The 21,009-nt window shown below is 71.9% G+C and carries 22 protein-coding genes; 7 read left to right on the top strand and 15 right to left on the bottom strand.

The annotated features are described in order from the left end of the window. Positions 1–1,183 (bottom strand): serine/threonine-protein kinase (locus ACFP3V_RS17065; protein WP_380584251.1); only part of this gene is annotated, 1,183 nt, incomplete at its 3' end. A gap of 142 nt (positions 1,184–1,325) precedes the next feature. Here ACFP3V_RS17065 and otsB point away from each other — a divergent pair. Further along, on the top strand, positions 1,326–2,150 hold the full coding sequence (gene otsB / locus ACFP3V_RS17060; protein ID WP_380584249.1) for a trehalose-phosphatase: 825 nt from the start codon (positions 1,326–1,328) through the stop codon (positions 2,148–2,150). A 13-nt stretch (positions 2,151–2,163) separates the two neighbouring features. Here otsB and ACFP3V_RS17055 read toward each other — a convergent pair whose 3' ends face one another. Further along, positions 2,164–2,400 (bottom strand): DUF3263 domain-containing protein, encoded by a 237-nt coding sequence (locus tag ACFP3V_RS17055; protein WP_380584248.1) that lies wholly within the window; start codon positions 2,398–2,400, stop codon positions 2,164–2,166. A gap of 76 nt (positions 2,401–2,476) precedes the next feature. On the opposite strand from ACFP3V_RS17055, the gene ACFP3V_RS17050 reads away from it, so the two are divergent. Beyond that, the gene (locus ACFP3V_RS17050; protein ID WP_380584246.1) at positions 2,477–2,818 is read left to right on the top strand and encodes a cupin domain-containing protein; all 342 of its coding nucleotides are present in this window, start codon (positions 2,477–2,479) and stop codon (positions 2,816–2,818) included. 67 nt (positions 2,819–2,885) lie between these two features. On the opposite strand, the gene ACFP3V_RS17045 is transcribed toward ACFP3V_RS17050, so the two are convergent. From ACFP3V_RS17045 to ACFP3V_RS17035, 3 genes are all read right to left on the bottom strand, one after another. Beyond that, entirely contained in the window at positions 2,886–3,776 is an 891-nt protein-coding gene (locus ACFP3V_RS17045; protein ID WP_380584244.1) for a carbohydrate ABC transporter permease, read from the bottom strand. A gap of 3 nt (positions 3,777–3,779) precedes the next feature. After that, a complete protein-coding gene (locus tag ACFP3V_RS17040) occupies positions 3,780–4,691 on the bottom strand; it encodes a carbohydrate ABC transporter permease (protein ID WP_380584242.1) in 912 nt (303 codons plus the stop codon). Positions 4,692–4,804: 113 nt separating this feature from the next. Continuing rightward, a complete protein-coding gene (locus tag ACFP3V_RS17035; RefSeq protein WP_380584240.1) occupies positions 4,805–6,076 on the bottom strand; it encodes an extracellular solute-binding protein in 1,272 nt (423 codons plus the stop codon). 361 nt (positions 6,077–6,437) lie between these two features. Between ACFP3V_RS17035 and ACFP3V_RS17030 the strand changes: the two genes are divergently transcribed. Together ACFP3V_RS17030 and nagA are read left to right on the top strand one after the other, a co-directional pair. Then, on the top strand, positions 6,438–7,367 hold the full coding sequence (locus ACFP3V_RS17030; RefSeq protein WP_380584238.1) for an ROK family protein: 930 nt from the start codon (positions 6,438–6,440) through the stop codon (positions 7,365–7,367). Next, positions 7,364–8,551, top strand: a complete 1,188-nt coding sequence (gene nagA, locus ACFP3V_RS17025) for an N-acetylglucosamine-6-phosphate deacetylase (protein WP_380584236.1) — start codon at positions 7,364–7,366, stop codon at positions 8,549–8,551. Before ACFP3V_RS17030 ends, nagA begins: the two co-directional genes overlap by 4 nt. A gap of 67 nt (positions 8,552–8,618) precedes the next feature. On the opposite strand, the gene ACFP3V_RS17020 is transcribed toward nagA, so the two are convergent. Beyond that, positions 8,619–9,554: a carbohydrate-binding protein gene (locus tag ACFP3V_RS17020; RefSeq protein WP_380584234.1), complete on the bottom strand. Its 936-nt coding sequence runs from the start codon at positions 9,552–9,554 to the stop codon at positions 8,619–8,621. A gap of 93 nt (positions 9,555–9,647) precedes the next feature. Then, positions 9,648–11,294: a diguanylate cyclase domain-containing protein gene (locus ACFP3V_RS17015; protein WP_380584232.1), complete on the bottom strand. Its 1,647-nt coding sequence runs from the start codon at positions 11,292–11,294 to the stop codon at positions 9,648–9,650. Positions 11,295–11,516: 222 nt separating this feature from the next. Between ACFP3V_RS17015 and ACFP3V_RS17010 the strand changes: the two genes are divergently transcribed. After that, a complete protein-coding gene (locus tag ACFP3V_RS17010) occupies positions 11,517–12,086 on the top strand; it encodes a flavin reductase family protein (protein ID WP_380584230.1) in 570 nt (189 codons plus the stop codon). An 18-nt stretch (positions 12,087–12,104) separates the two neighbouring features. Here the strand turns inward: ACFP3V_RS17010 and arfB are convergent, their stop codons facing one another. Then, entirely contained in the window at positions 12,105–12,536 is a 432-nt protein-coding gene (gene arfB / locus ACFP3V_RS17005; protein WP_380584228.1) for an alternative ribosome rescue aminoacyl-tRNA hydrolase ArfB, read from the bottom strand. Between the two features lie 81 nt (positions 12,537–12,617). Here arfB and ACFP3V_RS17000 point away from each other — a divergent pair, with 81 nt between their 5' ends. Continuing rightward, positions 12,618–13,106 (top strand): hypothetical protein, encoded by a 489-nt coding sequence (locus tag ACFP3V_RS17000; RefSeq protein ID WP_380584226.1) that lies wholly within the window; start codon positions 12,618–12,620, stop codon positions 13,104–13,106. Positions 13,107–13,185: 79 nt separating this feature from the next. Further along, a complete protein-coding gene (locus ACFP3V_RS16995; protein ID WP_380584224.1) occupies positions 13,186–13,761 on the top strand; it encodes a TerD family protein in 576 nt (191 codons plus the stop codon). Here the strand turns inward: ACFP3V_RS16995 and ACFP3V_RS16990 are convergent. The 7 genes from ACFP3V_RS16990 to ACFP3V_RS16960 form a co-directional block, all read right to left on the bottom strand. Beyond that, entirely contained in the window at positions 13,710–14,357 is a 648-nt protein-coding gene (locus ACFP3V_RS16990) for a GNAT family N-acetyltransferase (RefSeq protein ID WP_380584223.1), read from the bottom strand. The two genes, ACFP3V_RS16995 and ACFP3V_RS16990, sit on opposite strands and share 52 nt — an antisense overlap. Positions 14,358–14,366: 9 nt before the next feature. Beyond that, positions 14,367–15,620: a hypothetical protein gene (locus tag ACFP3V_RS16985; protein WP_380584221.1), complete on the bottom strand. Its 1,254-nt coding sequence runs from the start codon at positions 15,618–15,620 to the stop codon at positions 14,367–14,369. Between the two features lie 84 nt (positions 15,621–15,704). Continuing rightward, on the bottom strand, positions 15,705–16,214 hold the full coding sequence (locus ACFP3V_RS16980; RefSeq protein WP_380584219.1) for a SigE family RNA polymerase sigma factor: 510 nt from the start codon (positions 16,212–16,214) through the stop codon (positions 15,705–15,707). 85 nt (positions 16,215–16,299) lie between these two features. Beyond that, entirely contained in the window at positions 16,300–17,628 is a 1,329-nt protein-coding gene (locus tag ACFP3V_RS16975) for an LCP family protein (protein ID WP_380584217.1), read from the bottom strand. Positions 17,629–17,696: 68 nt separating this feature from the next. Next, positions 17,697–18,224: a DinB family protein gene (locus ACFP3V_RS16970; protein ID WP_380584216.1), complete on the bottom strand. Its 528-nt coding sequence runs from the start codon at positions 18,222–18,224 to the stop codon at positions 17,697–17,699. A 104-nt stretch (positions 18,225–18,328) separates the two neighbouring features. Next, positions 18,329–19,096, bottom strand: coding sequence for a bestrophin-like domain (locus ACFP3V_RS16965; protein WP_380584214.1), 768 nt, complete (start codon positions 19,094–19,096; stop codon positions 18,329–18,331). A gap of 97 nt (positions 19,097–19,193) precedes the next feature. Continuing rightward, positions 19,194–20,615: a family 2B encapsulin nanocompartment shell protein gene (locus ACFP3V_RS16960; RefSeq protein ID WP_380584212.1), complete on the bottom strand. Its 1,422-nt coding sequence runs from the start codon at positions 20,613–20,615 to the stop codon at positions 19,194–19,196. Positions 20,616–21,009: the final 394 nt, after the last annotated feature.

The raw sequence follows: 21,009 nt of genomic DNA, 5'->3' as shown, positions 1-21,009 counted from the left end.
TCGTGCTGGACGCCGAAGGCGACGGGCCGGCCGAAGTCGGCGCAGGCGACGGGCTCGTGGGGACCGGGGTGGGGCTGCCGCCGGGGGTGAAGGACGTGAGCGCGACGGGGGTCGCGTCGCCGATGGGGTGGCCGGGGAGGTGGTGCCTGCCGGTGCTGACGCCCGCAGCGACGCCGCCGATGAGGACGACGCCCAGCCCGGCGGCGACGCCGCCGTACAGCAGACGCCGCTTCCGGATCAGCCGGGGCGGCTTCGTCCGCTCCGGCGGCCGCAGCGTCGTCTGCGCCAACGCCGACGTGACGCCGGGGACGTCGCCCGTCGCCGAGGGGAACAGCAGCGGGAGCAGCGCGGCCAGCGCCGCCAGCTTCTTCCGGCCGGTCTCCTCCCACTGCGGGCCGTAGGCCGCGCCCGCCACCGCCTCCAGCTCGGCCACGAACTCCGCCGCGCTCTCCGGCCGCTCCGCGGCCGCCTTCGCCAGGCCGCGGCGGATCAGGGGGCGCACGGCCTCCGGCGCCTGCTCGTCCGGGATCGGGGCCTCCGTGTGCTGGACCACCAGCTCCGCGAAGGTCACGCCCGGGAACGGGCGCGAGCCCGTCAGGCACTCGAAGAAGGTCGCCGTCGCCGCGTAGACGTCCGCGGCCGGGGAGGCCGCGCCGCCGGTCCACTGCTCGGGGGCCATGTACGGCGGGGTGCCGGCGATGCCGCCGTCCTCGCCCGCCTTCACCGCGATGCCGAAGTCGACCAGCTTTGACGAACCGTCAGCCGCGACAAGCACGTTCTCGGGCTTGTAGTCGCGGTGTACGACGCCGAGTTCGTGCGCCGCCGCCAGGCCCAGCAGTGAGCCCTTGAGGACCACCAGCGCCGCCTCGGGCCCGGTCGCCCCCGCCTGGCGCAGCAGCGCGCGCAGCGCGATGCCGTCGACCAGCTCCATGACGATGGCCGCGCCCGCTGGGCCTTCGACGTACTCGAACATCCGGACCACGTATGGTGATTCGAGGTCGCCCAGCAGCCGCGCCTCCGCGCGGAACTCCTGCAGGAAGTCCGGGTCGGACCGCAGCTCGTCGCTCAGGTACTTGATCGCGACCGGTGTCCCCGTCGCCTGGTGCAGTGCGAGCACGACCCGCCCGCTCGCACCCGATCCCAACTCCCGGGTCTCCGTGTACCCGGGCACGGTCCACTTCATGGTTACCCCCGCCCCCTCAAGGGGAAAGGTAGCGGCGGCGTTGTCACAGCACAGCCACCGGAGCGTGACAGTTATGAGGTAGAAATCGTCCGCATACGGGTGGTTCGCCCCCGCAGCACCGGGGCGGGGTACTGTCGTCGGTATGCAGCCGAGTACCGAGGCGGGCGCGGCCGGGCTGGCCGCGATTCTGGCCGAACCCCAACGGGCCGTGGTCGCACTGGACTTCGACGGCACCCTGTCCCCGATCGTGGCCGATCCCAGCGAGGCCTACGTCCATCCGGACGCCGTCCCGACGCTGGCGCGGCTGGCACCGCACCTCGCCGGGGTCGCCGTGATCACCGGGCGGCCGGTGGAGTCGGCGCTCGAGCTGGCGGGCTTCGCCGGGGTGACGGGGCTGGAGCGCCTGACGATCCTGGGCCACTACGGCGCCGAGCGCTGGGACGCGGCGACGGGCGAGCTGCGCACGCCTCCGCCCCACCCGGGCGTCCTCGCGCTCCGCGAGGAACTGCCGGCCATCGTGGCCGGGGCCCCGGACGGCGTGCGCATCGAGGACAAGGGCGCGGCCCTGGCCGTCCACACCCGGCGCACGGCCAACCCGGACGCCGTGCTGCACGCTCTGGAGCCCGAACTGCTGTCGGCAGCCGAACGGTTGGGCCTGGCGGTGGAGCCCGGACGCTTCGTACTGGAGCTGCGCCCGCCGGGGACGGACAAGGGGGACGCGCTCCGGGCCTACCTCGCCGAGCGTGACGCCGCGTCAGTCCTCTACGCCGGGGACGACCTCGGGGACATCGCCGCGTTCGACGCGGTCGCGCAGTGGCGCAAGGACGGCAACCCGGGTCTCCTGGTCTGCGCCGCGCCGACGACGGGCGAGGCCCCAGTGACCGCGCTCGCCTCCCGGGCCGACCTGATCGTGCAGGGCCCCGAGGGCGTCGTGGCCCTGCTGGGCAGCCTGGCCGAGCGGTTCTAGGCGCGGGCGCGGGTCACCGGCGTGAGCGCCGGTCGTCGCGGAGCCGGCGGAGGCGGTTGACGAGCACCGGGGAGAAGGCCAGCGCCTCCCGCGAGTCCAGCAGCGCGTTGAGGCGCTGGAAGTACCGCACCGGGGCCAGGCCCAGCTCCTCGCGGATCGCGGCCTCCTTCGCGCCGGGCGTGCGGAAGGGCCGGGCCTCCAGGGTCAGGATGGCCCGGTCGAGGTCCGTCAGTCCGCTCGGTTCCGTCACATTGTCATTCTGCCCGCCGGGTCCGACGCACAGTGCATCTGCCCGGCCCCACCTGCGGGAACTAGGGTCCGGTGGCATGGACAGTTTCGCCGTGCACATCCCGGACGCCCAGCTCGAGCCGGAGCCCCTCGACCCGGCGCAGATCGTCTCCGGCACACCCGAGGTCACCGGGAAGGTGCTCTGGGAGTCCGCGGACGGCTCGCAGGTCCGGGGCATCTGGCAGATCACCCCGGGCGTGGTGACCGACACCGAGGCGAACGAGCTGTTCGTCGTCGTCAGCGGCCGCGCGACCATCGCCGTCGAGGGCGGACGCACCTTCGACGTGGGGCCGGGCGACGCCTGCGTGCTGCGCGAGGGCGACCGGACCACCTGGACCGTGCACGAGACGCTGCGCAAGGCGTACCACCTCAGCCTCTGACGACGGACAGCGGCAGGGGCGGCCTCCCGCACATGGGGCCGCCCCTGCCGCATGACCGGGCGTCAGTTCACTTCACGGAACCCGCCGTCAGGCCGGAGACGACATGCCTCTCGATGAAGGCGAAGAGGATGACGACGGGGATGATCGCCACGACGGAGGCGGCGAAGACGTAGTTCCACTGGACGCTGTAGGCGCCGATCATGTTGTTGATGCCCACCGTCAGCGGCTGCTTGGTGTCCGTGTTGATGAGCGTCAGGCCCATGATGAACTCGTTCCACGCCGCGATGAAGGTGAAGATCACGGTGGTGACGACGCCGGGCAGGGCCAGCGGCAGGGTGACCCGGAACAGCGCGCCGACGCGGCTGGTCCCGTCGATCATCGCCGCCTCCTCCAACTCGGCCGGGATCGAGCCGATGTAGGCGGAGAGGATCCACACCGCGAAGGCGAGGTTGAAGGCGGCGTTGGCCAGAACCAGTGACCAGACGTTGTCCAGCATGCCCAGCTGGTCGAACTCCCGGTACAGGCCCACCCGCAGAGCCGTGGGCTGGAACATCTGGGTGACCAGGACCAGCAGCAGGAACAGCTTGCGGCCGCGGAAGCGGATCCGGGCGGTGTAGTAGGCCGCCGGAAGGGCGACCAGCAGCACCAGCAGCGTGGCGCCGACCGAGACGAGCAGGGTGACCTGCACGTTGGAGCCGATGGTGGTGTCCTGCCAGACCTTCCAGAAGTTGGACCAGTCGAAGGACTTGGGCAGGTAGGAGGAGTCGCGCAGCTCGCCCGGCGGGCGCAGCGCGGTGATCACCATCTCCAGGTAGGGGACGAGGAAGACCACGGCGAGCACCCACGCGGTCAGCGTGAGCACGAGCTTCTTCAGCGTGAACGGCTTCTTGACCGGACCGGGGGCCGGGGCCGTGGCCAGCGCGCGGGGCTCGGCGGCGGGGGCGGTGGTGGTGGCCATGGGTCAGCCCTCCTCGTTCCAGCGGCTGACCTTGAGGAAGAGCAGCACCATGACGATGACGACGGCGAAGTTGACGACGGACATGGCCGCCGACTCGCCGATGTCGGTCTGGCCGAGCAGGTACATGAACACGGTCGAGGTGGAGGTGTCGGCGTTGGGCCCGCCCTGGGTCATGCCCCAGATGACCGGGAAGGAGTTGAAGACGTTGATCAGGTTGATGACCAGCGCGACCAGGAACGAGGGGCGCAGCAGCGGCAGGGTCACCCGGAGGTACGTCTGCCAGGGTGTGGCCCCGTCGACCTTGGCTGCCTCGTAGACCTCGGCGGGGACGGTCTGCAGGCCGGCCAGCAGGGTGTACGTGGTGAACGGCAGCGAGACGAAGACGGCCACGGCGATCAGCCAGGGCTTGGAGTGGGAGGCGTCGCCGAGCCAGGCGACGGGGTGGTGGATCAGGTGCAGGTCCACCATCAGGGTGTTGAAGACGCCGGCGACCTCGTCGAGCATCCAGCGGAAGCCGATCGCGGTCATGATGACGGACGCGGCCCAGGGGGCGATCAGCGCCCAGCGGGTGTAACGGCGGCCCGGGAACTGCTGGTTGAACAGCTGGGCCAGGCCCAGCGAGATCAGCATGGTGAGGGCGACGACGACCACGGTCCACACCACGGTCCAGACCATGACCTGGCCGAAGCGGGGGTCGTCGAAGAGCTTCTGGTAGCGGCCGACGCCGTTGAAGCCGTAGTCGATGCCCAGTCCGTCGATCTTGTGCAGCGAGGTCAGCACCATCTCGACGACGGGCCAGACCACGACGAGCAGGATCAGCACGACGGCCGGGCCGATCCAGGGCAGCGGGCCGAGCCGGGCGAGCGTGTTGCGCCCGCCGGCCGCGGAGGCCTTGACGGCCTTGTTCTCTGACACGGGTCTAACTCCCCTGTGCGGGTTCGGGGTTGGACAGCCGGTGGGACAGCCGGGCGCGGCGGGACGATGAGGGGGCACCGTCCCGCCGCGCGGTCATGGACGACCGGTCAGGGTCACTGGCCGGCGGTCTGGGCGACCTGCTGCAGGTTGTCGAGGCCCTTCTGCGGGTCCTTGAGCGCGTCACCGATCTGGTTCTTGACCTCGGTGTTGACCTTGTCCCAGGCCGGGATGGAGACCGGCACGAACAGGGCGTTGGGCAGCGCGTCCAGGAACGGCTTGAGCTCCGGCTTGTCGGCGCTGACCTGGGTCACCGCGTCGTTGGTGACCGGGAGCAGGTTGTACTCCTCGTCGAACTTGACCTGGTTGTCCTTCTGGTACACGAAGTCCAGGAATGCCTTGATCTGGTCGGCGTGGCCGCCCGCCTTGAAGGCCGAGATCCAGTCGCCGACGCCCAGGGTCTTGGGGGTGCCGCCGGCCTGCGCGGTGGGCAGCGGGGCCCAGGTGACGTCGAGGTTCGCGGTCTTGATGTCGCCGAGCTGGGTCGGGTGGCCGTTGAGCATGCCGACCTTGCCGGAGGCGAAGTCCTTGTAGAGGTCGGTGCGGTTGACCGAGGCGGGGGCCTGCTCGGTCAGGCCCTCGTCGACCCACTTCTTGAGGGTCTGGAAGGTCTGCACGTTGGCCTGGGAGTTGATGGCCCACTTGCCGGAGGCGTCCAGGTAGCCGCCGCCGTTGTTCATCTCCCACATGAAGGACTCGGCCTGGGCCTCCTCCTTGCCGAGCGGGACGCCGAGGGGCACCTGGACGCCGGCCGCCTTCAGCTTCTTGGCGTCGGCCTCGACCTCGTCCCAGGTCTTCGGCGCCACGGCCTTGCCGCCCGTCATGGGCAGGCCGGCCTTCTTCCACAGCGCGTTGTTGATCAGGAACGCCCGGGAGGAGGACACGAAGGGGATGCCGTAGGCGGTGCCCTCCTGCTCGCCGGCCTTGGCCAGGGAGGGGACCAGGTTGGACTGGGTGGCTCCGGACAGCACGTCGGACGCCTTGTAGAGCAGGCCGGCCTTGGCCCAGGTGGCGTAGCCGGGGCCCTGGACGATGTCCGGGTACTGCTTGTTCTGGATCATCGTCGCCAGCTTGGCGTCGATGTCGTCCCAGCTGATGACCGTGACATCGACCTTGATCTTGGGGTTGGCCTGCTCGAAGGCGCTGACCACACCGTCCCAGTAGGCCTTGCTGGGGTTCTGGCCGTTGGAGCCGTAGTCGGCCGCGACCAGCTTGATGGTGGTGGTGCCGTCGGCCGAGCTGCCGCCGCTCTTGCTGCTGCCACAGGCCGTGAGGGCCAGCGCACCGACGACGCCGACCGTCGTAAGGGCGAGAACACGACGCTTCAACGCAAGTACCGCCTTCGAGAGGGAAGAGTCCAAGGCCGGCAGCAACCCTGCGGCCCCGCTGTGGCGGTCAGTCTTCCGAGGGACACCCAAGAGGTCTACACCATTTACCGAATCGCTGGCCTTCGTTGCACCCTGCGCAACGGAGAATCGGACGAATCATTGGAAATCGCGCAACTTACCGGGGCGAAACGGAACTTCACGGAATTGCCCCGCGCCACCCCCTTGCCGGAACGCCGCGGTCCTGACCTGCGGTTCCACTTGGTCTAGACCACATTGGTCCAGTCCATTACTCTGGTACACCCGACCCAATCCGGCGACTGGACTAGACCTCTGGGCCTCCGACAAGGGAGACTGCCGACTCGTGAAGCACGTGATCGCACTCGATGTCGGCGGCACCGGGATGAAGGCCGCCCTGGTCGCCCCCGACGGCACCCTGCTCCACCGGGACCGCCGTCCCACCGGACGCGAACTGGGGACCGAGGCCGTGGTCGCCGCCGTCCTCGACTACGCGGCCGACCTGCGCGAGGAGGGGATCCGCCGGTTCGGGCGGCCCGCCGAGGCCGCCGGGGTCTGCGTGCCCGGCACGGTGAACGAGACCGAGGGCATCGCGGTGTTCTCCGCGAACCTGGGCTGGCGGGACCTCCCCATGGCGGCGCTGCTGCGCGAGCGGCTGGGCATGCCGGTGGCGCTCGGCCACGACATGCGTACCGGAGCCCTGGCCGAGGGCCGGCTCGGTGCCGGCCGGGGCGTCCCCCGCTTCCTCTTCGTCGCCCTGGGCACCGGGATCGCCGGAGGCATCGGCATCGACGGCCGGATCGAGTCCGGCGCGCACGGCGCCGCGGGCGAGATCGGCCACGTCATCGTGCGCCCGGGCGGTCGGCCGTGCGGCTGCGGCGCACGCGGCTGCCTGGAGACCGTCGCCTCGGCGGCGGCGGTGACCCGGGCCTGGGCCGAGGCCTGCGGCGACGAGAAGGCCACCGCCGCGGACTGCGCGGCCGCGGTCGACCTCGGCGACCCCCGCGCCGCCGAGGTCTGGCAGGACGCGGTGGCCGCGCTGGCCGACGGTCTGACGATCGCTCAGAGCGTCCTCGACACCGGCACGGTCGTCATCGGCGGCGGCCTCGGCGAGGCGGGCGACACGCTGTTCGCACCGCTGCGCGCGGCCCTGGCCGAACGACTCACGTTCCAGGTGCCGCCCGTCATCGTTCCGGCCATGCTCAAAGACAATGCCGGATGCCTGGGCGCGGGTCTCCTCGCCTGGGACCTGCTCTCATCGGAGGTGACCGCGTGAGCAACGCGGAACGCACTGTGCTGGCCGGGGCCCGGGTCGTCCTCCCCACCGGTGTGGTCGACAACGGGTACCTGGCCGTGGAGCACGGCCGGATCGCGGCGACGGAAGCGCCCGCGGACAGTCCGGTCGGCTCAGCGCCCGCGCTCGACCTCAGCGGTCACACCGTCGTCCCCGGCTTCGTGGACATGCACACCCACGGCGGCGGCGGCGCCTCCTACGCGACCGGCACCGCCGAGCAGGTGCTCACCGCCGCCCGCACCCACCTGCTGCACGGCACCACGACCACCATCGCCTCCACCGTCACCGGCGAGATCGACGACCTGTGCCGGCAGGCGGCGCTGCTCGGCGAGCTGGCCGAGGACGGCGTGATCGCGGGCGTGCACTTCGAGGGGCCCTTCATCTCCATCAACCGCTGCGGCGCGCACGACCCCGACCTGCTGCGCGACCCGGACCCCGCGGTCGTGCGGAAGCTGGTCGAGGCGGCCCGCGGCCACGCGAAGATGGTCACGCTCGCCCCCGAGCTGGACGGCGGCCTGGAGTCGATCCGGATGCTGGCCGACCTCGGTGTGATCGCTGCCATCGGGCACACGGACTCCACCTACGACGCGGCACTGGCCGGCGTCGAGGCCGGGGCGACGGTGGCCACCCACCTCTTCAACGCCATGCCGGGGATCGGCCACCGGGCGCCCGGCCCGGTGGTGGCGCTGCTGGAGGACGAGCGGGTGACCGTCGAGCTGATCGGCGACGGCGTGCACCTCCACCCGGCCGTGGTCGACCTGGCCTACCGGGGCGCGGGCGTGGACCGGATCGCGCTGATCACCGACGCCATGGCGGCGGCGGGCTTCGGCGACGGCGACTACATGCTCGGCCCGCTGGCTGTGGAGGTCCGCGAGGGCGTCGCCCGGCTGGCGGAGGGCGGCAGCATCGCCGGCTCGACGCTGACCCTGGACGTCGCGTTCAAGCGGGCGGTGACGGTCAATCAGCTCCCGCTCGCGGAGGTCGTCCGGATGCTGTCGGCCAACCCGGCCCGGCTGCTGGGCATCGACGACCAGGTCGGCTCGCTGGCGGTGGGCAAGCGGGCGGACCTGGTGGTGCTGGACGCCGACTGGAACGTGGCCGGCGTCATGCGCGGCGGCGCGTGGGCCGTCGGCGCCGAGCGGTTCGCCCCGGCGCGCGCGGCGTAGCAAGAGGCCCCCGTCTCCCGCGGCTCGGGCGGGGCCGGGGGCCTCACGTCGCGTGGGAGAGGATCGATCAGCCCCAGGGGTTCGCGGTGTCGGTCGAGAGCGCCAACTGGTCGATGTAGACGCCGGGCTGGCCGGGGGCCGCCAGCGTCAGCACGATGGTGTTCTGACCGGCCTTGAGGTTGATGCCGCCGTAGGAGTGGACCCATCCCTTGGTCCAGTCGCCCTGCTGGCCGCTGTAGTTCTTCAGGTTGACCTTGCCGGTCTCGCTGCCGGCGGTGATCGTGCCCTGGGCGTCGGCGGCGGCGTTGTCGTAGCGGACGTGCAGGTTGTACCTGCCGTCGGCCGGAACCGTCACGGTCCAGCTGATGCTCTGGCCGGGGGCGGTGAGCGGCACGGACGCACCGCCCGCGGCCTTGGCGCCCGGGTACTGGGTCGAGGCCTGGGTGCCCGCGAGCGTCATCGTCGCCGCGTCGGCGATCCCGGGCAGCTGGGCGGACGGGGAGGCGGAAGCCGACGAACCGTCAGAAGGGCTGCCGGAGGCGGCCGTCGAGGCCTGGCTGGTGGAGCCGGCGGTCGAACCGGCGGTGTCACCGGAGTGGTCCTTGGAGTTGAACAGGGCGAAGCCGATGCCGATGGCGATGGCCACCACGACGGCCACCACGCCCAGCACCACGCCCCGGTTGCCGCCACCGCCGCGGTTCGCGGCACGCGATCCCGCCTGCGGGGGGACCGGCGGCTGCGCCTGCTGCTGGGGCTGCGGCTGGGCGTAGCCGTACTGCGGCGGGGCCGCCTGCTGCTGCCCGGCGCCGGGGTACGCGGCGCGCTGGCCGTACTGCGTGCGACCGACCTGGGTGGCCTGCTGGTACGAGGTGCGGGGCACGCCCGGCTGCTGCTGCGGCAGCGGCGCGGTCGCCGCGTCCACGTCCGCAGGCGCGCCGTCGGCGCGGTACAGGTACGCGAACGGGTCGTCGTCCTCGGGCACGCCGGGGTTATCGGCCGTCATCGGGTCTTCAACTCCCCAGGGGTCGCTTGGCTGACCCCGGCACACTACCCCGACAGAGTGATCCGGAGGTAAGGCCGACCGCGGCACGGAAGGTCAGCCCGCCCGCCGGTGGGAGCGGCCTCCTGGCGCCGAGCGGGCGCGTTTCTCCACGTACATCAGCTCGTCGGCGGTGTGCAGGACCTCGTTGATGGTCATGCCGCAGCCGGCCCAGCCGATACCGAGACTGACGCCGACGCGCAGTGTCCGGTTCTCCCAGCGGATCGGCGGACTGATCGCCGTCTTGAGCCGGGCCGCCAGCTCCTTGGCCTGCTCCCGGTCCACGCCGTCGGCCAGGACCACGAACTCGTCCCCGCCGAGGCGGGCCACGGTGTCGCCCTCGCGGACCACCTGCTGCAGTCGCTGGGCCACCTCGATCAGGACGGCGTCGCCGGCGTTGTGGCCGTGGCGGTCGTTGATGCCCTTGAAGCCGTCCAGGTCGCAGAAGATCACCGCGAGCCCGCGGCCGCTGCGGCTGGCGTCCGGCAGCGCGGTGTGCACGTGCTCGTGGTCGCTGCCGTGGCTCGGGGCGCGGTAACCGTCCTCGAAGGCGCTGAGGTCGTAGCCGTGGTCGGGCGAACCGGCGCGGACCGGCAGCTGGTGCGGGTGCTCGCACAGCCGCAGGCTGAGCCGGGCCCGCAACTCGGCCGCGTTGGGGAGGCCGGTGAGGGCGTCGTGGCTGGCCCGGTGGGCGAGCTGGAGCTCGTGGCGCTTGCGGTCCTCGATGTCCTCGACGTGGGTGAGCAGGAACTGGGCGCCCTCGGTGGCGTCCGAGATCACCGAGTTGCGCAGGTGCACCCAGAGCCAGCCGTTGTCCCGGCGGGCCAGTCGGACCTCGGCGCGGCCGTTGCCGGTGGCGATCTTGCGCAGCTCCCGGGCGTCCTCGGGGTGGACCAGATCGGCGAAGGTCTGCGCCTGGAGCGAGGCCCGGGAGCGGCCCAGCAGCCGGCACAGGGCGTCGTTGACCCGGGTGAGCCGGCCCGCCTGCTCGCCGTGCAGCTCGGTCAGGGCCATGCCGCTCGGGGCGAACTCGAACGCCTGACGGTAGCTCTCCTCGCTGGCCAGCAAGGTCTGCTGCTCGCGCTCCAGCCGGATCAGCGTGCGCTGCATCTCGGCCCGCAGCCGGGCGTTGCCGATGGCGATGCCGCACTGCTGGGCGAACATCTCCAGCGCCTCGCGCAGCCACGGACCGGGGCGGCGGCCGTTGCGCGGCCGGTCCACGGAGAGCACCCCGAGCAGTTCGCCGCCGAGGCTGCGCATCGGGGCCAGCAGCGCGTCCTCGGGATGCCACCAGCCCTCCGGGACCTCTCCCCCGCCGCCGCCCCAGACGGGCAGGTCGGGAGCGATCGCCCAGGCACGCTCGTGCGGGACGAAGATCAGCGAGCCCCAGGTGTCGCCGACGCCGAGCAGCCGCTCCCAGGATTCCCGCGAACCGATACGTCCCAGCAGGCTGTTGATGCCCTCGCCCGGACCGCCCTGCTCGGTCAGCTCCCAGACCGCCGAGACGACCAGGTCCCCGTCCGGTCGCACCAGGCTCACCGCCGCGGCGTCGAACCCGAGGCCGGTGACGGCCCCCTCGACCACCGCCTGCAGGGTGCCGGCCAGGCTCCGGGCGGCGTTCACGTCGGCGATGATGCGGTGCAGCGTCCGGAGGGTGGAAAGACGGACGTAGGGCTCGGCGTGGTCGAGCTCGTCGCCGTCCATCGCACACTCCCTCCACCGCACGGTCACCTGGAGAACATGCCTATCGTCCGACTGCCAGACAAACTGAAACACACAGAGCACACTCCGCGGCACTCTCGGTCAGCAAAAGCAGGTCCCTTGTGACTCAACTCACATGTCATGTCCGTTTAGTTCGCTGGACCTAGATCCTTTCCGACGATGGTCCGATGCGCGCCCACCAGCGGCCCGGATACCGTTCATGACGTGTACGACGCCGCGATCCCACCCGAGTCCCCCGCCGACCTGCCGGCGCCCACCAGCACCGCCGGACAGGCGAGCCCGGAGGAGTTCCGGGCCGCCCTCGGCCAGCTGGCCTCGGGCGTCGTCCTGCTGACCGCGCACGACCCCGAGGAGGGTCCGCGCGGCGAGGACATCGGGATGACCGCGACGGCGTTCCTGTCCGTCTCGCTGGAGCCGCCGCTGGTGCTGGTCTCGGTGCGCGAGGACTCCCGGATGGAGGAGGTCCTCTCCCGGGTGGACCACTGGGCGGTGTCCGTGCTCGCCGCGGACCAGCGGACGACCGCCGCCCGCTTCGCCATGAAGGGCCGGGTCAGCGACCGGCTGCTGTTCGCGGACCTCCCACACGTCACCGGCAAGGCCTCCGGCGCCCCGCTGGTCGCCGACGCCCTGGCCGCCGTGGAGTGCCGCACCGAGCAGCGGATACCCGCGGGCGACCACGTGCTGGTGATCGGCCGGGTGCTGGCCGCCCACGTCGGGCCGCCGACCGGGGGCCCGCTCACCTACTTCCGTGGCCAGTACCGCCACCTGGGCTGACGCGGCGTCAGACCCCGGTCACGGCTCGCCGCGCAGACTGCGGCCGCGCTTGAGTTCCGAGCGGCGCTTCTTGTCCGCGAGCCGGCGCTCCACCAGGGACTTCGGGATCCTCGTCGGACGGCGCGGGCGCGCCGGGGGCGCGACGGCCTCCGTCAGCAGGGCGGACAGGCGCACCGCCGCGGCCTCGCGGTTGCGCCACTGGGAGCGGTGCTCGCTCGCCCGGACCGTCAGCACGCCGTCCACCAGCCGCGGTTCCAGCCGCTCCAGCGCACGCTGCTTCCAGACCTCCGGCAGCGCGGCCGAGTTGGCGAGGTCGAAGCGGAGCTCCACCTGCGTGTCCGAGGTGTTCACATGCTGGCCGCCCGGGCCGGAGGAGCGTGAGAAACGCCACTGCAGCTCGGCCTCGGGAACGAGCACGGAGCCGCGGACGCGGACGGGGACGGTCGACATGGTCCGATCATCCCGCCTCGCCGCCCGCTCGGGCGAGTCCATTTCGGACAGGGCACCGGGACACGGCACTAGATTGCTCGGGTGATCGAGCTCGGCTACCACCTCTCCCCCCGCTTCCCGGACCCGCCCGGGATCGACTACGCCACGGCGACCACCCGGACGCTGCGGCACGACCTGTTCTGCGGGGACGTGTTCATCGAGGGCTACGGACGGGACCTGTCCACCCGCTGGGGCTGGGTGCCCGTGCTCGACTTCGCCTGGGCGCTGTGCGACATCGTGGAGCAGTTGGACGCCGTGCCGACCGGGGTGGGCCGGCGACCGCAGCGTGCCGAACTCGACTTCACCGAGTCCGCCGACCGGCTGCGCTTCGCCCGGCGCGGCGACTGGGTGGAGCTGACCGCCGACTGGGTCCGCGACGACCGCCCGCTGACGGTGGAGCACCGGGTGCTGCGGCGCGAGGCGCGGGACTTCCTCCACGACGTGCTGGCGGACTTCGCCGAACTGCACGAGGGATTGTCGGACAATCCGGTCGTCTGGGAACTCGGTCTGCGTTTTCCCCGGGAACCGTAAGAAGCTCCCCCGGCGTTCTTACCGGCGAAGCGGGGCGCGCCGCGCCCCGCCTGTCGGCCCGTCAGAAGGGACACCCACCATGCCCGTCAGCCTGTCCAAGGGCGGCAACGTCTCGCTCACCAAGGAGGCCCCGGGCCTCACCGCCGTCGTCGTCGGCCTCGGCTGGGACGTGCGCACCACCACCGGCACCGACTTCGACCTGGACGCGAGCGCGATCGTCCTCAACAACGCAGGCAAGGTCCTGACGGACAAGCACTTCGTCTTCTACAACAACAAGTCGACCCCGGACGGCACCGTCGTGCACACCGGCGACAACCTGACCGGCCAGGGCGAGGGCGACGACGAGCAGATCAATGTCAACCTGGCGGGCCTGCCGGCCGAGGTGGAGAAGATCGTGTTCCCGGTCTCCGTCTACGACGCCGAGAACCGCGGGCAGAGCTTCGGCCAGGTGCGCAACGCCTTCATCCGCGTGGTGAACCAGGCCAACGGCCAGGAGATCGCCCGATACGACCTCACCGAGGACGCGGCGACGGAGACCGCCATGGTCTTCGGCGAGCTGTACCGCAACGGCGCGGAGTGGAAGTTCCGCGCGGTGGGCCAGGGTTACGCCTCGGGCCTGGTCGGCATCGCGACCGACTTCGGCGTCACCGTCTGACCGTCGGCGGTCGCCCGGCCCATCAGCACGCCGCCGCCGCGGCGGGCGAGTTCGGTGAAGCCGAGCCGGTCGTAGAAGGCGCGGGCCGCGTGGTTGGCCTCGCCCATCGACAGGTGCACGGCGCCGACCCCCGCCGCGGCCAGGGCGTCGAGGTAGGTCCGCATCAACTGCCGTCCGTGGCCCCGGCCCTGGGCCTCCGGCAACAGGTCGATGTGCAGGTGCGCGGGGTGGCCGGCGGCCTCCGGCCAGAGCATCCACTCCGGGTGCCGCAGTTCGCGCTCGCGCGCGCCGTCGCCCGGGTAGCGGTCGGCGACGCCGGGCAGCCACCGCGCGCGGTAGCGCGCGACGAAGGCGGCGGTGTCGGCGGTCCCGAGGATGTAGCCGACCGGACGCCCGGCGCCCTCCGACTCGGCCAGGACGAAGGCGAGTTCGGGCTCCAGCGCGAGGTAGGGCCCGACGAAGATGTCCGGCAGGATCCTCGGGTCGGGATACAACGCGGCCGCGTCCGCACCGTTGTCCCCGGTGCGGACGCAGACCTCGTACAGGCCCTCCCGGTCCGAGGGCCGGTAGGGGCGGATCTCCAGCGGCGCTGACATGCTGTCAGGCTACTTGACCGACTCCCAGCCGGCGCTGAGGGCGAGGGTCGTCAGCTGCTCCGTGCTGAGCACCGGGGTCGCCCGCGTCGGCCTGCCCGCCAGGTCGGCGGAGTTGGCCAGGAGCAGGACGACGCGCGTACCGTCCTTGCGCGACACCGCCACCTGCCAGACCTTGGTCCCGGTGCCGCCCTTGCCGCGGATCTCCTGGACGTAGAGCCGGGTGCCGTCGGCCAGCGTGGTCGCGCCCGGGAAGGTGGAGGCGTACATCTTCCGGGCCGTCAGGGTGCCGAGGTCCCAGCGCTCGACGCTCACCAGCAGGAGGTCGGCACCCTTTCCCTCGTTCAGGAGCAGCGCGGCGGTCCCGGCCCGGCCACCCTTGTCGGTAGCCGAAATACCCTGCGGCAACAGCGACTTGGCCTCGGAAGCGATGGCCTGGGTGCTCGGCGAGGTAGCCGGGACCCCCTTGCCGGTGATGCTCGCCGGGATGGAGGCGAGCGCGGCGTCGAAGGCGTGGCCGGTGACGGCGGCCTTCAACTGGGCCGGCGACAGCGGCGGGTCGGTCCGGGTGGTGGGGGCGTCCTTCTCCTGCGGGCTGTTCCACTCGTTGAAGGAGATGTGCCCGCCGTCCGTGCGGTAGAGGTCCGCCGACCAGTCCTTGGCGCCGTGGTGGTCGGGGTACTCCCACCCCTGGAGGACCACCAGCCGGGAGCCGTCGGACAGCTTCTGGTCGGCGCAGACCGCGCCGGGGACGTACTTCGGGTCCGGGCAGCCCACCCCGCCGCTCGGAGTGCCGTTGCGGTCGACGCTGACGGAGACCAGCGCCGCGCCGTGGCGGTCGTCGAAGACGCCCATGGCGACCGGCTGGAACCGGCCTTCCACGGTGCCGCGGGCCAGTGTCTTCTTGAAGGTGCCCGCCGGGAGCACGCTCTTGAGCGCCTTGACCATGTCCTCGGCGGAGACCGGGTTCGGTCCCTTGGCCTGCGCCTGCTGCGCGGGGGTAGTGCTGTGGCCGCTCGCCGGACCGGCCTGGGCGTGCTTGGCGGGGGTGACGGCGCTCGGCAGGATCGCGCCGCCCACCGCGATCGCGACGAGCGCGGCCGATCCGCCGAGGACGGAGACACGGCGGCGGGTGCGCCGCCTGCGGCCGTCGCTGAGGCCGTCCTGGATGAGCTCGGTGACGGGGGGCTCCGGAAGGGAGTCTCCCGCCGCGCGCATCGCCTGCGCGAGCTGGTCCTCGTAGGACGAGGAAGAGGGGGGAGTCATGGCTCTGCGTCCACCGTTTCTGTCGCTGGAAGAAAGGGATGGGGCTGAAGTGCCTTGCTGAACTCCGGTGCAGCGCCGCGTCGTTCAGCGGTTGGCGGCCAGTTCCGGCAGGCCGTCGCCGAGGACCGCGCGCAGCCGGGCCAGGGCGCGGGAGGACTGGGTGCGGACCGCGCCCGCGGAAAGCCGCAGGGCGTGGGCGGTCTCCTCGACGCTGCGGTCCTCCCAGTAGCGGAGCACCAGCACCGCCCGGTCCCTGGGCGCCAGCCGGCCCAGCGCGGCGAGCAGGGTGACCCGCAGGCTGGGGTCGCCCTCCCGCCCCGCCGCGTCGGGGATGTAGCCGGTGGGCGTCTCACCGCTGCTCCGGCGCCGGCGGTGGCTCAGAAAGCTGCGCACCAGCACGGTGTGCGCGTAGGCCACCGGGTTCTCCGCGCCGGAGACGCGCCGCCAGTGCACGTACATCCGGCCCAGGGTCTCCTGCACCAGGTCCTCGGCGAGGTGCGTGTCCCCGCCGGTGAGCATGCAGGCGCTGCGGTACAGCGCCGGTGTCCGCGCCCCCGCGAACTCCAGGTACTCCTCGACTTGTGCTGTCCGCACCCGCGCCCCCACACCTCGTCGTCTCGTCGCTGCTCCGTTCTGCCCTTACGACGCGGACGGCTGCGGGGGACGTTACAGGGGACGCTCAGGGAGCGGAGTCCGGCACCTCGCTGTGGCGGGCGTAGGCCTCGGTCGGGGTGATGCCGGTGTTCGGCCCGGTGGGGATGGTGTTGAAGGTGCTGACCTGGGCGCAGCCCTGGTCGTCGCTGCCCAGCTGGGCGTGCGCCCCGGCCAGCGCCCGGGAGGCCGCGGTCGACGGCGAGGCGGAGGCGGACGAGGCGGACGAGGACGCAGCTGTCGCAGCCGGAGGCGTCACCTCGGCAGAAGCAGCGGCCGAGGCCGAGGCGGCGCCGCTGGGCACGGGGGCGGCCGCGGACAGGTCGCGGTCCTCGGCGATGGCCTGGAACAGGCGGTAGGCCGACTGGCTGATCAGCACCCGGCCCTGGTTCGGCGCGGGCGCGTCGTAGTTCTGCATGGTGACGAAGGTGATCCTGCTGCTGGGCACCTTGTTGAACTCCTGCGCCAGCGAGGCCAGCTTGCCCACGTCGCCCAGCCCCTGATCGACCGTCAGCGCCTTCGTCGCCGCCGACGCCAGCGACCACAGCCGCGGCAGGTCGGTCAGTGTGCCCGCGCTCTTGACGGCGTTGACGGCCCGGCTCAGGAACAGGTGCTGGGTGTAGGTGCGTCCGAGGTCGCTGCCGTCCAGGAAGCCGTGCCGGGTCCGGACGAACTGGAGTGCCGCGACGCCCTTGAGCACGTGCGTCCCCTGCTTCAACTTCAGCCCGGAGTCCGGGTCGTAGACGTTCCGGTCCACGCACACCGACACGCCCCCGACGGCGTCGGACATGCTGACGACGCCGGAGAAGTCGACCTTGACGAAGTGGTCCATGGTCAGCCCGGTCAGCTGGTCCACGGCGGCGACGCTGCAGCCCGGCCCGTAGTCCAGGGCACTGTTGATCATCCCGTAGCGGGCCCCGACGCTGCGCCCGGTGTTCGGGTCCTTGCAGCCGGGCAGATCGGTCAGCAGGTCGCGCGGGATGGACATGACGGTGGCGTTGCTGCGGTCGGCGGAGAGGTGGACGACCATCTCCACGTCCGCGCGCTCGCCGCTGCCGCAGTCGTGGCCGAGGGCGCAGTCGGCCGCGCTGTCCCGGGCGTCGGTGCCGATCACCAGGATGTTCAGGGCCCGGCCGGTGCCCAGCGCCTCGGGGGCGGCGACCGCCGGGGCGCTCGCGGTGGCCCGGGCGGGCTGCGGGTCGGTACCGGTGTAGAGCGGCTCGGTGCGGATGTTGGCGTTCAGCCGCGCGTAGCCGTACCACGCGAGACCGGCCCCGCCGAGGACGAGGCCGGCCGTGACCGCTGCCAGAATGGTGAGGATCCTGCGCCGCTTGCGCCCGTGCCCGTTCGATTCCACGCAGGTTTGACTACGCAGGACCGCCGGGCAGTTGCACAGAACCGGCTGTGAATTCGAAAATTCGGCGATCAGCCTGTGTAGCCGAGGAGTTGGAACGCGGTGGCCCCGTCCACCGACTCCCGCAGGATGTCCGCGTGGCCGGCGTGCCGGCCGATCTCCTGCACCAGGTGCAGCAGGATCCAGCGCGCGCTGCGCGGCTCCTTGGGGAACCAGGGCTTGTCCGGCAGCGGCACCGTGACGTCCAGGCTGGGCAGGGAGTTGACGATCTCCTCGGTCTCGGCCTGCACTCGCGCCCAGAACGCGAGCACGTCCTCGATCTCCTCCCCGTCGAGCAGGCGGAAGGAGTCCCCCCAGGTCTGCTCGTCGCGCTGCACCAGCGGCTCGCGCCCGGCGAGGATCACCCGGGTCCAGTTGCTCTCGACCTCGGCGAGGTGCTTGACCAGTCCGCCCAGGCTGAGCTCGCTGGCGGTCGGCCGGGCGGTGAGCTGCTCGCGGTCCAGGCCGCTCACGGCCCGGCGCACGGCGCCGCGCTGGGCCTCGACGAAGTTGAGCAGGGCGTCGCGCTCGTCCTTCTCGGCGGTGACGACGGTCGGCATGGGGTCCACCTCTCTCCCTTGGGGCTGTCGTCACCACCGTAGGGGCCAAGTAGGTCTGATCCGGTCCTACTTGGGCCGGTGTCGCGAGGATCCCGAGAGGGCCCTCAGGTGGTCAGCCGGGGCGGTGGCAGCCGGCTGAGGAAGACCTCGAAGGCCGTGGGCTTGATGGCGGTGACGCCGGAGAAGGGGTAGTCCATCTCCTTGATCAGGATCAGCGAGACGGCCACCAGCGCCGTGAGGGTCAGCACCATCAGGCCGTGCACCAGCGTGTTGGAGAGGCCGAACAGGTAGGTGAAGCCCACCGTCAGCAGACCGCCGGCCAGCAGGGCGATCCACAGGATGGTCGGCACCTGGTCGTCGATCTGGTTGAGCCGCTCCCGCCGTTCCGAGGCCAGTTCCTCGACGTGCGAGACCGCGTGCTCGTAGAGGACGTTCTGCTGCTCGTTCTCCGGATGGAAGCCGAACACGGTGCTGCGCATGGCGTACACCAGCTGCGTCGCCGCCGGACTGCTGCGGTGGCTCGACATCAGCGGCCATTCCTTGGTCTCGACGGTCTGCGCGTACTCCAGGGTCTGCCTCTCCAGCGGGCCGCCGACCTCGATCGGCAGGTCGCGGGAGATCCAGTAGACCCCGGCCAGGGCGTTGGCCTCCTTGAAGGTGGTCTGCCGGGCGGAGTCCAGGTTCTCCCACACGGCGATCACCACGAAGGCCAGCAGCACGGCGTAGAGCACGCCCACGGCGGCGAAGATGAAGCCCGCGACGTCGTTGTGGCTCTCCCGCAGTGGGTGCGGGACGCTGCGCTGCAGTACCCAGAGCAGCGCCCCCGCGGCGACCATCACGCCGACGAAGATCAGTACGTCGGTCCAGCTCAACCGGCCCCCCTTTCAGGGCAGTTGGTGTCAGGGCGGTGGACCGGCCGGGCGGGCGCCCCGCGCCGGGCGGCCGGCCCGGAGCGGGGGCGGCAGCCCGTCAGGCGCGGGGCCGGGCCACCTCGACGTTCTCCAGCACCCCGAGCGCGTCCGGCACCAGCACGGCGCAGGAGAAGTAGGCGCTGACCAGGTACTGGATCACGGCCTTCTCGTTGATGCCCATGAACCGGACCGAGAGGCTGGGCTCGTACTCGTCCGGGATGCCGGTCTGGTGCAGGCCGACCACGCCCTGGTTGTCCTCACCGGTGCGCAGCACCAGGATCGAGCTGGTGTGACCGCCGTTCACCGGGATCTTGCTGCACGGGAAGATCGGCACCCCGCGCCAGGCCGGGATCTGGTGGCCGCCCACGTCCACCGCGTCCGGGTAAAGCCCACGTCGGCTGCACTCGCGGCCGAAGGCCGCGATGGCCCGCGGATGGGCCAGGAAGAACTTGCTGCCGCGGCGACGGGACAGCAACTCGTCCATGTCGTCGGGGGTCGGCGGGCCACCGTGGGTCTGGATCCGCTGCTCGTGGTCGGCGTTGTGCAGCAGCCCGAAGTCACGGTTGTTGATCATCTCGTGCTCCTGCCGTTCGCGCAGGGCCTCGACGGTCAGCTTGAGCTGCTGCTCGATCTGGTTCATCGGTTGGTTGTAGAGGTCCGCGACCCGGCTGTGGATCTTCAGCACGGTCTGCGCGACACTCAACTCGTACTCGCGCGGCGCCAGTTCGTAGTCCACGAAGGTGCCCGGCAGCTCCGGCTCGCCGTCGTGGCCGGCGGCCAGTTCGATCTCCGCCTGGCCGTGGCGGTCCTGGGCCCGTTCCTGGGTGGCCTGGAAGGCCAGCAGCTGCGCCTCCAACTGGGGGCTGCGCTCCATGAGTTGCAGGAACGCCTGGCGCGGCAGCGCGACCAGGGTGCCCGCGGTCTGGGCCTTGGCGGTGTACTCCCACGAGGCGTCGGCGCGCAGCAGCGACTCGTCGCCGAAGTGGTCGCCGTCCGCGAGCACGCCGAGCACGGCGTGGGCGTCGCCGTACTTGCCGACGCCGACCTTCTGCACCTTGCCGTGCGCGATGACCAGCACCCGGTCCACCGGGGAGCCCAGCTCGGCGAGGACCTCGCCGGGCTCGAAGTCCTGCTGGCCGAAGCGGCCGGCGAGTTCGGCGAGCACGTCGTCGTCCTCGAAGCCGCGGAGCGCGGGCAGCTCCCGCAGGCTGGGCGGGACCAGCCGGACGGCGGCCCCGGTCTGCGCGAAGCTGAGCCGCCCACGGCCGGCGGCGTAGCTGAGCCTTCGGTTCACCCGGTAGGTGCCGCCGGACACCTGCACCCACGGCAGCATGCGCAGCAGCCAGCGGGAGGTGATGCCCTGCATCTGCGGCGGGGTCTTGGTCGTGGTCGCCAGGTTCTTCGCTGCTGCCGTGCCGAGCGCGGTGGGCTGCCGCTCGCCGCCCTGGGACGTGGCGTCGATACCGGCCTCAACCGTCATGCGGAGGTCCTCCCCAGTCGTCCTGCGGCCCGGACGGGGCCGCGGTTCCAGGGTGACGGCCCGTCAGCGCGCCCGGTATTCCCCGAAAGAAGGCGAATGTTCGATTCCCCTCCTGGGCACCATCGCCTCCGGCGCACCCACCGGAAAGCCCGCCGCACCCCACTCCTCCTTCCGGCCGCGGCGACGACGAGCCGGTTCGGAGAGGTGAGGTGAGGGGACAGGAGGGCGGGGACGGGGAGGCAGGGACGGGGAGGAGCCGGCCCGGGTGGGGCCGCGGTCAGGGTCGGCCGAGGAAGGGACACGCAGCCCGAGGCCGGAGTCAGCGCGGGCCGCAGGCCGCGGGCCGGGGAGTCGCAGGCGCCGGGGGCGAGGGCGGGGACCACTGGGGCCACCA

Source organism: Streptacidiphilus monticola, assembly GCF_042658505.1.
In the GTDB taxonomy this organism is placed as follows: Bacteria; Actinomycetota; Actinomycetes; order Streptomycetales; family Streptomycetaceae; genus Streptacidiphilus; species Streptacidiphilus monticola.
The sequence above is the reverse complement of the archived record's forward strand: the minus strand, read 5'-3'. Positions and strand labels throughout refer to the sequence as shown.